Source organism: Pseudomonas sp. BF-RE-22, assembly GCF_019956155.1.
Lineage (GTDB): Bacteria > Pseudomonadota > Gammaproteobacteria > Pseudomonadales > Pseudomonadaceae > Aquipseudomonas > Aquipseudomonas migulae.
The window spans coordinates 219,264-232,174 of the sequence record NZ_JAHBDD010000066.1; the positions used below are offsets into that span (position 1 = coordinate 219,264).

At 60.4% G+C, this 12,911-nt stretch carries 16 protein-coding genes and 1 pseudogene; 5 read left to right on the top strand and 12 right to left on the bottom strand.

All coding sequences use genetic code 11. The annotated features are described in order from the left end of the window. Positions 1–118 precede the first annotated feature (118 nt). Positions 119–1,078 (top strand): amino acid ABC transporter permease, encoded by a 960-nt coding sequence (locus KGA82_RS25485; RefSeq protein WP_008025242.1) that lies wholly within the window; start codon positions 119–121, stop codon positions 1,076–1,078. Beyond that, the gene (locus KGA82_RS25490) at positions 1,071–1,805 is read left to right on the top strand and encodes an amino acid ABC transporter ATP-binding protein (RefSeq protein WP_008025241.1); all 735 of its coding nucleotides are present in this window, start codon (positions 1,071–1,073) and stop codon (positions 1,803–1,805) included. Before KGA82_RS25485 ends, KGA82_RS25490 begins: the two co-directional genes overlap by 8 nt. A gap of 142 nt (positions 1,806–1,947) precedes the next feature. Here the strand turns inward: KGA82_RS25490 and KGA82_RS29575 are convergent, their stop codons facing one another. The 11 genes and pseudogenes from KGA82_RS29575 to ubiE all read right to left on the bottom strand — a co-directional run bounded on the left by KGA82_RS29575 (position 1,948) and on the right by ubiE (position 10,011). Beyond that, complete coding sequence (locus tag KGA82_RS29575) at positions 1,948–2,820, bottom strand: methyl-accepting chemotaxis protein (RefSeq protein ID WP_404943240.1); 873 nt, start codon at positions 2,818–2,820, stop codon at positions 1,948–1,950. Next, positions 2,806–3,864, bottom strand: a pseudogene (locus KGA82_RS29580) (methyl-accepting chemotaxis protein); the annotation flags it as partial. The pseudogene KGA82_RS29580 and the gene KGA82_RS29575, both read right to left, overlap by 15 nt. 80 nt (positions 3,865–3,944) lie before the next feature. Next, the gene (locus tag KGA82_RS25500) at positions 3,945–4,652 is read right to left on the bottom strand and encodes a 16S rRNA (uracil(1498)-N(3))-methyltransferase (RefSeq protein WP_223452997.1); all 708 of its coding nucleotides are present in this window, start codon (positions 4,650–4,652) and stop codon (positions 3,945–3,947) included. Next, positions 4,649–5,443 carry a twin-arginine translocase subunit TatC gene (gene tatC / locus KGA82_RS25505; RefSeq protein ID WP_008025235.1) on the bottom strand — a complete coding sequence of 265 codons (795 nt, stop codon included), beginning with the start codon at positions 5,441–5,443 and terminating at the stop codon, positions 4,649–4,651. The genes KGA82_RS25500 and tatC overlap by 4 nt, the downstream gene beginning before the upstream one ends. Continuing rightward, positions 5,440–5,901 (bottom strand): Sec-independent protein translocase protein TatB, encoded by a 462-nt coding sequence (gene tatB, locus KGA82_RS25510; protein ID WP_008041893.1) that lies wholly within the window; start codon positions 5,899–5,901, stop codon positions 5,440–5,442. The genes tatC and tatB overlap by 4 nt, the downstream gene beginning before the upstream one ends. A 10-nt stretch (positions 5,902–5,911) precedes the next feature. After that, a complete protein-coding gene (locus KGA82_RS25515) occupies positions 5,912–6,184 on the bottom strand; it encodes a twin-arginine translocase TatA/TatE family subunit (protein WP_008025233.1) in 273 nt (90 codons plus the stop codon). Positions 6,185–6,209: 25 nt separating this feature from the next. Continuing rightward, entirely contained in the window at positions 6,210–6,542 is a 333-nt protein-coding gene (locus KGA82_RS25520) for a phosphoribosyl-ATP diphosphatase (RefSeq protein WP_008025232.1), read from the bottom strand. Then, on the bottom strand, positions 6,535–6,936 hold the full coding sequence (hisI, locus tag KGA82_RS25525) for a phosphoribosyl-AMP cyclohydrolase (RefSeq protein WP_007899278.1): 402 nt from the start codon (positions 6,934–6,936) through the stop codon (positions 6,535–6,537). The genes KGA82_RS25520 and hisI overlap by 8 nt, the downstream gene beginning before the upstream one ends. Before the next feature lie 80 nt (positions 6,937–7,016). Beyond that, on the bottom strand, positions 7,017–8,621 hold the full coding sequence (gene ubiB, locus KGA82_RS25530) for a ubiquinone biosynthesis regulatory protein kinase UbiB (protein WP_223453002.1): 1,605 nt from the start codon (positions 8,619–8,621) through the stop codon (positions 7,017–7,019). Further along, positions 8,618–9,241, bottom strand: coding sequence for an SCP2 domain-containing protein (locus KGA82_RS25535; RefSeq protein ID WP_223436716.1), 624 nt, complete (start codon positions 9,239–9,241; stop codon positions 8,618–8,620). The genes ubiB and KGA82_RS25535 overlap by 4 nt, the downstream gene beginning before the upstream one ends. Then, positions 9,241–10,011, bottom strand: coding sequence for a bifunctional demethylmenaquinone methyltransferase/2-methoxy-6-polyprenyl-1,4-benzoquinol methylase UbiE (gene ubiE, locus KGA82_RS25540; protein WP_007948968.1), 771 nt, complete (start codon positions 10,009–10,011; stop codon positions 9,241–9,243). The genes KGA82_RS25535 and ubiE overlap by 1 nt, the downstream gene beginning before the upstream one ends. A gap of 155 nt (positions 10,012–10,166) precedes the next feature. Here ubiE and KGA82_RS25545 point away from each other — a divergent pair, with 155 nt between their 5' ends. The 3 genes from KGA82_RS25545 (at position 10,167) to KGA82_RS25555 (ending at position 11,983) form a co-directional block, all read left to right on the top strand. After that, a complete protein-coding gene (locus KGA82_RS25545) occupies positions 10,167–10,442 on the top strand; it encodes a polyhydroxyalkanoic acid system family protein (RefSeq protein ID WP_008041889.1) in 276 nt (91 codons plus the stop codon). A gap of 244 nt (positions 10,443–10,686) precedes the next feature. After that, positions 10,687–11,109, top strand: a complete 423-nt coding sequence (locus tag KGA82_RS25550) for a phasin family protein (protein ID WP_008025226.1) — start codon at positions 10,687–10,689, stop codon at positions 11,107–11,109. 10 nt (positions 11,110–11,119) lie between these two features. Next, positions 11,120–11,983 (top strand): phasin family protein, encoded by an 864-nt coding sequence (locus KGA82_RS25555; RefSeq protein ID WP_223453006.1) that lies wholly within the window; start codon positions 11,120–11,122, stop codon positions 11,981–11,983. Between the two features lie 191 nt (positions 11,984–12,174). Here KGA82_RS25555 and KGA82_RS25560 read toward each other — a convergent pair whose 3' ends face one another. Then, on the bottom strand, positions 12,175–12,795 hold the full coding sequence (locus KGA82_RS25560) for a TetR/AcrR family transcriptional regulator (protein ID WP_008041885.1): 621 nt from the start codon (positions 12,793–12,795) through the stop codon (positions 12,175–12,177). Positions 12,796–12,911 lie beyond the last annotated feature (116 nt).

Genomic DNA, 12,911 nt, shown 5'->3' on the forward strand with positions numbered 1-12,911 from the left:
GATAGACCGCGTCGCTCCCATTCGCGGGCAAGCCTCGCTCCTACAGGATATGACTTTGTAGGAGCGAGGCTTGCCCGCGAAGGCGGCCTCCCTGGCGACACAGAATCCGGAACCTGCAATGAAACAGAAAAAAGCCCAATGGCCCTGGCACGTGTTGACCGTGCTGGTGCTGATCGGCCTGGCCGGCGCGTTGTACTACGCCACCTCGCTGATGTCCTACGAATGGCGCTGGAACCGCGTCCCGCAGTATTTCGCCTACCACGCCGAAGAATCCCAGCGCGCCGCCGACATCTCCACCGTCAGCGAGCTGGTGCGCAAAGGCGACAAGGCTGAAGTCACGTTGCGCAACGACGCGGGTGACGAGCAACGCGTGACCGTCGACGACAACAGCCTGCAAGTCGCCCAAGGCGATGATGTGGCCGAAGGCGACGTGATCGGCGTGACTCGCCATTGGGCCGCCGGACCGCTGATGTGGGGGCTCTGGACCACCCTGTGGTTGTCCGTGGTGTCTGGCGTGCTCGGTCTGCTGATCGGCCTCGCCACGGGCTTGTGCCGTCTCTCGAATAATCCGACCCTGCGCGACCTCTCGACGATTTACGTCGAACTGGTGCGCGGTACGCCGCTGCTGGTGCAGATTTTCATTTTCTACTTCTTCATCGGCACCGTGATGAACCTGTCCCGGGAGTTCGCCGGGATCGCTGCGCTGTCGCTGTTCACCGGCGCCTACGTGGCGGAAATCATCCGCTCCGGCGTGCAATCCATCGCCCGTGGCCAGAACGAAGCTGCGCGTTCCCTGGGCTTGAGCGCGGGTCAGTCGATGCGCCACGTGGTGCTGCCGCAAGCGTTCAAGCGCGTGCTGCCGCCGCTCGCCGGGCAGTTCATCAGCCTGGTCAAAGACACCTCGCTGGTGTCGGTGATTGCGATTACCGAGCTGTTGAAAAGCGGTCGCGAAGTTATCACTACTTCGTTTTCGCCATTCGAAATCCTGTTCTGCGTGGCTGGCCTGTACTTGTTGATCAACCTGCCGCTGTCGAAAATCGCCAGCCGGCTTGAGCGGAGGCTCGCGCAAAGTGATTGAAGTCCGCGATCTGGTAAAAGTCTTCGACACCCGTGGCCACGTGGTGCGCGCGGTGGACAACGTCTCCACCCAAGTGGCGAAGGGCGAAGTATTGGTGGTGATCGGTCCGTCCGGCTCCGGCAAATCGACCTTCCTGCGCTGCCTCAATGGCCTGGAAGAGTTCGATTCGGGCTCGGTGAGTATCGACGGCCTGCAACTGGCCGATCCGAAAACCGACGTGAATGCCTACCGCCGCGAAGTCGGCATGGTGTTCCAGCATTTCAACCTGTTCCCGCACATGACCGTGCTGGAAAACCTCTGCCTCGCCCAGAAAGTCGTGCGCAAACGCGGCAAGAAGGAGCGTGAAGCCAAGGCCTTGGCATTGCTGGAAAAGGTTGGCATTGCGCAGAAGGCCAACGAGTTTCCGTCACGCCTGTCCGGCGGTCAGCAGCAGCGCGTGGCGATTGCACGGGCGCTGGCCATGGAGCCCAAGGTCATGCTGTTTGATGAGCCGACTTCGGCGCTCGATCCGGAAATGGTCGGTGAAGTGCTGGATGTGATGAAAACCCTGGCCGTGGAAGGCATGACCATGGTCTGCGTAACCCACGAAATGGGCTTTGCGCGGGAAGTGGCGGATCGGGTGCTGTTTTTCGATCACGGCAAATTGCTGGAAGACGCCTCGCCAGCCGAGTTCTTCGATGCGCCGAAGGATCCGCGGGCGCAGGCCTTCCTTCGTCAGGTCCTTTAAAAGCAGCGGCCTTGGGGCCGCTAATCGCTAGCAGGCTAGCTCCCACAGTGGATTTGTGGTGTTCACACCAAACCCTGTGGGAGCCAGCCTGCTGGCGATTGCATCACCTCGGTCCATAGTGAACCGAGGCAAATGAATCACCTCAAACCTTGAACCGCCCCACCAGCATCTGCAAATGCGTCCCCAGCCGTGCCAGCTCAACGCTGGACGCCGCGGTTTCTTCACTGGCTGCCGAGGTCTGCTCGGACACATCGCGCACGTTCAGCACGCTGCGGTTGATCTCTTCCGCCACCGCGCTTTGCTGTTCGGCAGCGGCGGCAATCTGCTGGTTCATCGACTGAATCGCCGACACGGTGCGGGTGATGCTTTCCAGCGAGCCACCGGCGCGGCGGGTCAGTTCGACGCTGCTGTCGGTCAGGGTGCGGCTGTTGTCCATGATGGTCGCGACTTGCTGGGTGCCGCTCTGCAGGCCGACGATCAGCTCTTCGATTTCTTCGGTGGACTTCTGGGTACGCTGCGCCAGGCTGCGGACTTCGTCGGCGACCACCGCAAAACCACGTCCGGCTTCACCGGCGCGAGCGGCTTCAATGGCCGCGTTGAGCGCCAGCAGGTTGGTTTGCTGAGCCACGGATTTGATCACGTCGAGCACACTGCCGATCTTGTCGCTTTCGCGTTTGAGATGCCCCATGGCGTCGGTGGAGTTGCCGACTTCCTTGGCCAGGCGTTCGATTTGAGCGATCGCTTCGCCTACCACCTTGTCGCCTTCGCGGGCCTGCTGATCGGCGGCGAGCGCGGCTTCGGAGGCTTCTTCGGCGTTACGTGCGACTTCCTGCACCGTGGCGGTCATTTCGTTCATCGCGGTCGCCACCTGGTCGGTCTCGACCTTCTGGCTGTTGACGCCGGCGCTGGTCTGCTCGGTGACTGCGGACAATTCTTCTGCAGCACTGGCGATTTGCGTGACGCCGTCGCTGATGCCGCCGATCAATTCGCGCAGGCCCAGGGTCATGCTTTGCATCGCCCGCTGGAGCTGACCGAGTTCGTCCTGACGCTCGGAAACGAGGTTCTGGGTCAGGTCGCCGGCGGCGATGCGCTCGGCCACTTTCAGTGTCTGGCCCAGCGGAACGACGATCTGCCGGGTAATGGCCCATGCCGCGAACAGGCCGAAGACCAGCGCCAGGGCGGTGGCCAGCAACAGCATGTTCTTGGCGTGCGCGGCGTCAGTGTCACGGATGACGGTTTGCGAGGCGGTGAGCTTTTTGCTGACGTCTAACAGGATGTTGCCCTGAGCGGCCATGCGTTTCAGCGCGGCGGCGCTGGCGACCTGGGAGTCACGGAACTGGCTGACGGCGGCGCGGTAGGCTTTGAGTGAATCGCTGGCCTGTTGCAGGTTGGCGATGTGCTGTTCCGGCAATCTGGGCGGCAGGCTTTCGAGGTTTTTCAGCGCATTGTCGATGGCGTCCAGCGCCGGTTGTTCGGCTTCGGTCTTGCCGCTGTAGGTATAGCCGCGCACCTGGAAGCGAGCTTGCTGGATCAGTTTGCTCAGGTCGATAACGCTGTTGAAGTCGGCGACGCTGTCGCCTTGCAGCAGGGATTTCTCGACTTCACCCACGCGTGCCACGGCGTTATCGGCCGTGGCGCCGAGTTTGCTGCGAGCATCTTCGCGGTTTGCGCCGGCCTGGGTCATGGCGGCGAAGGCTTGTTTGTACTCGCTGACGGCGGCCAGTTGCTGATCGACCATGGCTGCGTCGGCAGGTTGCTCGATCAGTGTGCGGGCGGTTTTCAACCCGGTGTCGAGTTGGCCGAGCAGGTCGTTGACGGCGCCAGGGCCTTGTTCGCCACGGCGCATTTCGTAGTCCAGGCGGGCCAGGCGCAGGTCTTTGGTCAGTTCATTGAGGCTGGCAATAAACCCAAGCTTGTCGCCGCGATTCACCACGTCACTCAGGCCGGTCCAGCCCGTGACGGTGATCAACAATGTCAGCAGCAGCACCAGACCGAAGCCGACACCCAGTTTGCGATTGACGCTGACGTTCCCCAGTTTCTCGGCTAGCCATCGGTACATGCTGCAACTCCCACGGACCACAAGTTGGTTTTATGGGAACTGTATCGGCAGGCGGTCAGGATTCTGTAGGAGCGTAATGGCTAGAAGAGGCGGGCGAGCAGCGCGGTGACGGCGGTTTCGACGCGCAGGATACGCTCGCCGAGCTGTACCGGTTGCAGGCCGGACTTGGCCAGCAGGTCGATTTCGTAGGGGATCCAGCCGCCTTCCGGGCCGATGGCCAACGTGACTGGTTCGTCGAGGCCTCGGGGGCAGGGCGGGTAGTTGCCCGGATGGCCGACCAGGCCAAGGGTGCCTTCGGCAATCGCTGGCAGTCGATCTTCGACAAACGGCTTGAAGCGTTTCTCGATGACAATTTCAGGCAACACGCTGTCCCGAGCCTGCTCGAGGCCGAGGATCAGTTGCTCGCGAATTGCTTCCGGTTCCAGGAACGGGGTTTGCCAGAAGCTTTTCTCGACGCGATAGCTGTTCACCAACACGATCCGTGGCACACCCATGGCCGCCACGGTCTGAAACACCCGGCGCAGCATTTTGGGACGTGGCAGGGCCAGCACCAGGGTCAGCGGCAGCTTGGCCGGTGGCGGTTGGTCGAGGGTGACGCGCAGTTCGGCTTCATCGGCGTCCAGGCGCAGCACTTCGGCCGAACCCATCAGGCCGCCGATACGCCCGACGCGCATGCTGTCACCCACTTCACAGCGGTGGACTTCCTGCATGTGCGTCAACCGGCGATCACGCAGGATCACCCGGTCGGCCGCAATGAAATCGGCCTCTTCGAGGAGCAGCAGGTTCACGCTTGGGTCGCTGGCGGCTGGTCGTTGTGATCGTCAACCGGTTGGTCGTCCGGATGGTCGCCGCGCTTGCTGATCAAGCCGCCGAACAGGATGCCGATTTCAAACAGCAGCCACATCGGTACGGCCAGCAGCGTCTGCGAGAAGATGTCCGGTGGCGTCAGGATCATGCCGACCACGAAGCAGCCGATGATCACGTACGGGCGGATTTTCTTCAGGTATTTGACGTCGACTACGCCGATCCACACCAGCAGCACCACGGCCACCGGAATCTCGAACGCCACGCCGAAGGCGAAGAACAGCGTCATGACGAAGTCGAGGTAGCTGCTGATGTCGGTCATCATCTCCACGCCGGCCGGGGTGGCGGCGGCGAAGAATTTGAAGATTAGCGGGAATACCAGGTAATAGGCGAATGCCATGCCGGCATAAAACAGCATGATGCTCGATACCAGCAACGGCACCGCGATGCGTTTTTCATGCTTGTACAGGCCCGGCGCAATGAAGCCCCAGATCTGATGCAGGATCACCGGGATCGCCAGGAACAGCGACACCATCATGGTCAGCTTCAGTGGCGTCAGGAACGGCGACGACACGTCGGTGGCGATCATCGTCGCGCCCACTGGCAGATACTGGCGCAGCGGCGTGGAGACGAAGGTGTAGATCTGCTGGGTGAACGCAAACAGCCCGGCGAAGATGATGAAGATCGCCGCTACGCAGCGCAGCAGACGGGTACGCAACTCGGTGAGGTGCGAAACCAGCGGCATGTGCTGGTCGTTTTCTGGGAGATCGCTCATGAGGCTCGCGGCGGCAAAGTGGTGTCGTGAGGAGCCGGCGTTGTCGGCACGGCGGCAGGAGCAACGGGTTCTGCATGCGCCACGACCGGCGCCGCTTCAACCGCTTCCACCGCTTTCACGGTTTCCGTCGGCGCAGCAGCAGGCGCGGATTCTGTCGTCGATGCATGGATCGTCTGCTCCGCCACCGGCTGAACCGGAGTGGCTTCCTGCTGGGTCGGCGTGAAAATCTTCCGCGCCTCCTGTTCCAGCGACAGAATGTGCTCGTTGTGCAGTTGCCGACGAATCTCGTCGGCACCGATTTCACGCTCAACTTCCTGTTTGATCGCATTGAAGCTGCGCTTCAGGCGACCGACCCACAGGCCGGCGGTGCGCGCAGCACCCGGCAGACGCTCGGGGCCCAGCACCAGCAGGGCCACGAGGCCGACGAGCAGCAGTTCAGAGAAGCTGATACCAAACATTAGTCAGTGCTCACACGTCTTTGCGGATCGGCTCTTCGACTTTTTGCGCCTGCACGTCGATGGTGTGCGGCTGGTTCACGGACTGGGTGGTCTGTGGCTGAACAGGCGGAACCGGTTGGGCCGCTGCCGGATCGGCCGGTTTTTCGTCGTCGTTCATGGCTTTCTTGAAGCCCTTGATCGATTCGCCGACGTCAGTGCCGAGGTTTTTCAGTTTCTTGGTGCCGAACACCAGCACGACAACAACCAGGATGACGATCCAGTGTTTCCAGTCAAAAATGCCCATGTTGCTGCTCCTCTCTAATAGTTGTTCAGGCGGACGGGCGCGAGGCTTTCTCTGCGTGTCCGGACAGACCGAAACGACGGTCCAGTTCATCGAGTACAGCCTGTGGATGCTGCCCCAGTTGGGCGAGCATGACCATGCTGTGGAACCACAAATCGGCGGTCTCGTAGATCACGTCGCTGCAGTCGCCGCTGATGGCGGCATCCTTGGCGGCAATGATGGTTTCGACCGACTCTTCGCCGACCTTTTCCAGAATCTTGTTCAAGCCCTTGTGGTACAGGCTGGCGACGTACGAGCTGTCGGCGGCGGCGCCTTTGCGCGCTTCCAGTACCTCGGCCAGTCGGGTCAGAGTGTCACTCATGTGTGTGTCCTGCGGAATAGATGGCGTGCGGGTCTTTGAGAACCGGGTCGACGGTTTTCCAGTCGCCGTTCTCGAAGACGCGATAGAAGCAGCTCTGCCGACCGGTATGGCAGGCGATGTCGCCGATCTGCTCGACCATCAGGATGATCACGTCGGCGTCACAGTCCAGGCGCATCTCATGCAGGGTTTGCACGTGGCCGGACTCTTCGCCCTTGCGCCACAACTTGCCACGGGAACGTGACCAGTAGATGGCGCGGTTTTCGGCAGCGGTCAGTTCCAGCGCTTCGCGGTTCATCCAGGCCATCATCAGGACGCGCCCGGTCTTGTGATCCTGGGCGATTGCCGGCACCAGGCCGTCGGCGTCCCACTTGATCTCGTCCAGCCAGTTTTTCATCTTCGACTCCGACAGCGGGCTCCGCACTACATGAGCAGAGTCCAACGTTCAAACAGTGTGCCAGTGGATCACACAACTGGCTATCGGCGAACGACCAGATACAAGCCGACGGCCATCATGATTCCTGCCGGCCAGTAGGCCAGTTCGTTCAACGGCCCGCCCATGGCCAGTATTGCGCCGCCGGCCAGGTTCGCGGTGCCGAGCAGGCGCAGGAACCAGTCGTCCCGGCGTCGATGCCATGGTGGCGGCGGGTCGTAAGCGTGGGGCTGCGACATGCGTTCGAGCAGATCGCGCGCCATGTTGGCCAGGTGCGGCAGTTGTTCGAACTGGCTCTGCACGTTGCCGAGCAAGGCTTTGGGGCTGACGCGCTCGCGCATCCAGCGTTCGAGGAACGGCTGGGCGGTGTTCCACAGATCGAGGTCCGGGTACAGCTGACGGCCCAGGCCTTCGATGTTCAACAGGGTTTTTTGCAGCAAAACGAGTTGTGGCTGCACTTCCATGTTGAAGCGTCGAGCGGTCTGGAACAGGCGCATCAGCACCTGACCGAAGGAAATATCTTTTAACGGTTTTTCGAAGATCGGCTCGCAAACGGTACGGATCGCCGCTTCGAATTCGTTGAGTTTGGTTTCCGCCGGTACCCAGCCCGAGTCGATGTGCAGTTGCGCCACACGCCGGTAATCGCGTTTGAAGAACGCGAACAGGTTGCGCGCCAGATAATCCTGGTCTTCGGGGGTCAGGCTGCCGACGATGCCGCAGTCGATCGCAATGTACTGCGGGCTCCACGGGTTGACGGTGCTGACGAAGATGTTGCCCGGGTGCATGTCGGCGTGGAAGAAACTGTCGCGGAACACCTGGGTGAAAAAGATCTCGACGCCGCGCTCGGCGAGCATTTTCATGTCGGTGCGCTGGTCGGCCAGGGTCGCGAGGTCGGTGACCTGAATGCCGTAGATACGCTCCATCACCAGCACTTTCGGCCGGCACCAGTCCCAATAGACTTGTGGCACGTACAGCAGCGGCGAACCGTCGAAATTACGTTTCAACTGGCTGGCGTTGGCCGCCTCGCGCAACAGGTCGAGTTCGTCGTAGATGGTTTTTTCGTAGTCGCTGACCACGTCCACCGGGTGCAGCAGACGCGCGTCGGCGGAGAGTTTTTCCGCTGCGCGGGCGAGGATGAACAACCACGCCAGGTCTTGCGCGATGATCGGTTTCAGGCCGGGGCGGATGACTTTGACGACGACTTCTTCACCGGTTTTCAACTGCGCGGCGTGCACCTGCGCCACCGAAGCCGAGGCCAGCGGTTCGACGTCGAAGCGGCTGAACACTTCACTGATCTTTTTGCCGAGCTGTTCTTCGATCAGCTTGACCGACACTTGCGAATCGAACGGCGGCACGCGGTCCTGCAGCTTCATCAGCTCATCGGCGATGTCTTCCGGCAGCAGGTCGCGGCGGGTGGACAGGATCTGCCCGAACTTGATGAAGATCGGCCCCAGGTCCTGCAGCGCCAGGCGCAATCGTGCGCCACGGCTCAGGTCCAGCGGCTTGCGCGGGAACCAGCGCCACGGCAAGGCGTAGCGCAGCGCCAGCAGAAACCACGGCAGCGGCAGGGCGAACAGCAGGTCATCGAGGCGGTAGCGAATCACAACGCGCTGGATGCGCAACAAACGGCGGACGGCAAGCAGCTTCATGCGTTATCGCTTGGGTCGAGGGATCGGGAAAGGCGCTCGAAACGCGCCTCGAGACGTTCCAGATCGAGTTTGATCTGGTCCAGTTCACTGAATCGGGCTTCGGCTTCGCGCTGACCGACGAGGGTGCGCGATTCTTCGGCCAGGTATTCGCCCAGGTTCTGACCCAGGCTGGCAAATCCTTGCTGATACCAGCGTGCGCGACTGCGCAGGTGACCGCCGACCAGTTGCGTGGCCACAGGTCCCAGCCAGCGCGAAAGTTCGTATTCCCAGTCCAGCTCCAGGTCCTGGAGGATCGCGGCCAGTTCCAGCAGCACGCCGCTGTCGCCATCGAGTTCGACTTCAGGGGCATGCAAAACCGAGGTCTTGTCCTTGCTCATCGCCAGTTTCAACAGGCTGGAAGCCGGTGCACGCAAGGTGCAGTCGGCGCCGGTTTCCCAGTGGGTCGCCAACATCAAGCCTTCGTCGCTGGGCAGGATGAACAGTTGCAGTGCCGGGCTGCGGCAATCGACGGCAATCACCCGGCCGCTCAAATGCGCCAGCCGCGGCAGCGCCGTGCTGTCGAGACGCAGCACCCGGTTCAGGCCGAGTTCAACGCTGGCGAGCAGACCGGCCAGCAACATCAGGGTTTGATGCCACGGTGCAGGGCCACGATGCCTGCGGTCATGTTGTGGTAGGTCACGCGGTCGAAACCGGCCTCGACCATCATCGACTTCAGGGTTTCCTGATTAGGGTGCATGCGGATCGATTCGGCCAGGTAGCGATAGCTTTCCGAGTCGTTGGTGATTAGCTTGCCCATCAGCGGCATGAAGGCGAACGAGTAGGCGTCGTAGGCTTTGGACATTAGGGCGTTGGTCGGCTTGGAGAATTCCAGCACCAGCAAACGGCCACCCGGCTTGAGTACGCGCAGCATCGAGCGCAGTGCGTCTTCTTTATGCGTCACGTTGCGCAGGCCGAATGCGATGGTCACGCAGTCGAAATGGTTGTCCGGGAACGGCAGCTTTTCAGCGTCGGCCTGAACGAATTCGACGTTGCCGGCCACACCCAGGTCCAGCAGGCGGTCACGACCGACCTTGAGCATGGATTCGTTGATGTCGGCCAACACCACCTGGCCTGTCGGGCCCACGAGGTGCGAGAATTTTTTGGTCAGGTCGCCGGTGCCGCCGGCAATGTCCAGCACGCGGTTGCCGGTGCGAACGCCCGACAGCTCGATCGCAAAACGCTTCCACAAACGGTGCATGCCGCCCGACAGGAGGTCGTTCATCAAGTCGTACTTGGCGGCTACCGAGTGGAAAACCTCAGCGACTTTTTCCGCTTTTTGGCTTTCCGGAACGTTTTTGAAACCGAAGTGCGTGGTGGGTTCGGCATCGCTGCCTTTGCGCTGATCAGTCATATCGCTGTCACCAGAAGAGAATGCGGGACATTCTAATCCCGGTGGCCTGCTTTGTCTTGGCAAGGCTGAAGGTAAGATGTAGAACCGCCGGGACGTTTTGCCGCAGGCGCGGTCAAGATGCTTCAGGAAAGTATTCATAAAGCAGGAGTCATTCGATGGCCCGTATTAGTGTTGAACGTGCCCACGGCCTGGGCAAGGAAGCGGCCCGCGAGAAGGCCGACCAGTTGGCGCAGAAACTGTCCGATCAATATGGCCTGGAGCCGCAGTGGTCCGGCGACACCCTGAACCTCAAGCGTTCCGGGGTGAAAGGCGCGGTGCATGTTGCTGAGGATTCGATTCGCGTTGATGTGGAATTGGGCCTGATGATGTCGGCCATGAGCGGCATGATCAAATCGGAAATCGAAAAGGCCCTTGATAAAGCCCTGGTCTGATTTCCGAGTCGAACCACATCCCCTGTGGGAGCCAGCCTGCTGGCGATGGCGGTGTATCAGTCAACATTGATGTTGATGGATAGATCGCTATCGCCAGCAGGCTGGCTCCCACATTTGTTTTAAGGCGCGCCCGAGGTTTTATGTCAGTTGTTAGGGTGCCGTTTCTAATTTTTCTCCCTACTTTGTGCATGAGCCCGACACTTTCGCGGGCAGTTCCTCAAACCTTCTGCGCGTGAGGTGCACCATGGCCAAAGTTATTTTGAAGAAAAAAATCGACGCTTCGACAACCGCTCTGAGCGACGTCAAATCCTATGCCCGCAAGATCTGGCTGGCAGGCCTGGGTGCCTACGCCAAGGTCGGCCAAGAGGGCAGCGATTACTTTCAAGAGTTGATCAAGGCTGGTCAAACTGTTGAAAAGAAAGGCAAAAAGGTAGTTGCCGAGAAACTTGAAGCAGCTAACGCCGAGATTGATGAAGCCAAGAGCGAAGTAAGCACTTTCAAAGGCAAGGTCGAAGTTCAACTCGACAAGGTCGAGAAGGCTTTTGACTCGCGTGTCGCAAGTACCTTGAATCGTATTGGCATTCCGTCTAAACATGACGTTGAGGCACTCTCTGCTAAGCTCGATGAGCTGACGGCATTGCTCGAACGCGTCGCGCGTAAATCTTAAGGAGAACGGGATGGCTGGTAAAAAGAACACCGAAAAAGAAGGCAGCTCGTGGATCGGGAAAGTCGAAGACTACTCCCGCAAAATCTGGCTTGCTGGTTTAGGCGTGTACTCGAAGATCGACACTGACGGCAGCAAGCTCTTCGATACATTGGTCAAAGACGGCGAGAAAGCCGAGAAGCTCACCAAGAGCGCTGTCGGCAAGAAAGTCGATGCCGCCAAGGACTCCGCTACCTCTGCCAAATCGCGCATCACTGGCGTGAAAGATCGTGCGCTGGGCAAGTGGGATGAGCTGGAAGGGGCTTTCGACAAGCGCCTGAACAGCGCCATTTCGCGCCTGGGTGTCCCGAGCCGCAACGAAGTGAAAGCGCTGCACAGCAAGGTCGATACCCTGACCAAGCAAATCGAAAAACTCACCGGTGCCAAGGTTGCGCCTGTTGCGGCGAAAACCGCAGCAGCCAAACCAGCGGCTAAAACCGCTGCCAAGCCACTGGCAAAAGCTGCCGCTAAACCGGCTGCAAAACCCGCCGCGAAAGCAGCGGCCAAGCCGGCTGCCAAAACGGCCGCAGCAAAACCTGCCGCAGCCAAGCCAGCAGCGAAGCCGGTTGCCGCCAAAGCCGCCGCTAAACCGGCTGCTAAACCTGCAGCAGCCAAGCCTGCAGCAGCCAAGCCTGCGGCAAAACCTGCCGCCGCGAAAAAACCAGCAGTGAAAAAACCGGCAGCGCCGAAAGCGGCTGCTCCAAAACCAGCAGTGGCTGCCGCCAAACCGGCAACCCCGGCGCCTACAGTGAGCAGCTCCAACTCTGCCACCGCGCCGACCCCTGCTGTAACCCCGACTGCCGCGCCAGCTCCATCGACGCCAACCAGTCAGTCCTGATTTCAGGGCTCAAAAAAACGCCCGGCCTGCAAAGGTCGGGCGTTTTTGTTTGTGCACGATCCTGCAAACACCACCGCCCTTGTAGGAGCTAGCCTGCTAGCGATATTGGTTCATCAGTCAACAACAATGTCGCCGGATAAATCGCTATCGCTAGCAGGCTAGCTCCCACAGGGAACCGTGGTATTCAGGGGTTATCCGTGTTCTTCGAGGTATTGGAGTGCCAGTTGCTCCGTCGCCACCTTGATCGGCGGCAGCAGATGCGGCGCCACCAGCATCATGATCTGATACACCACCAGCCTCACCTCACCTTCGCGATCCAGAATCCGTTGGTAATCCAGCGAAAACAGCAGCGTCATGGTGATCTGTTCCACCAACTGCCCCAACGCCTGTGTGTCGCTGACCAAGTGCCCCTGAGCCTTCAACCGCGCCAGCAATGAAGCCAGTGTGCGCTTCAGCGCGTTGAGCAGGTTGCGAATCCCCTTGGCCAGTTTCGGCAGGCGCCCGGCGAGGTTCGACAGGTCCTGAAACAGAAACCGATAGTGCGACAGGCGCTCGACGATCAGGTGCAGGAACAGCCAGTAATCTTCCGGTGCCAATTCCACATCGGACGGCGGATCAAGCAGCGGCGCAAGCTCCGCCTGGAAGCGCTCGAACAGCCCGAGAATCAGCGGTTCCTTGCCGTGAAAGTGGTAGTAGAGGTTGCCCGGGCTGATGCCCATTTCGTTGGCAACTTCCATGGTGGAGACGTTCGGTTCGCCCTTCTGATTGAACAACTGCAGGGCACATTCGAGGATCCGGTCGCGGGTTTTCATCCAGTCTTCTTAATGTTCAAGTCCTGCCGCGCTTAAACCCTGTAGGAGCCGGCTTGCTGGCGATCGCATCACCGCGGTGGGTCGTGAACCGCGGTGATGCGATCGCCAGCAAGCCG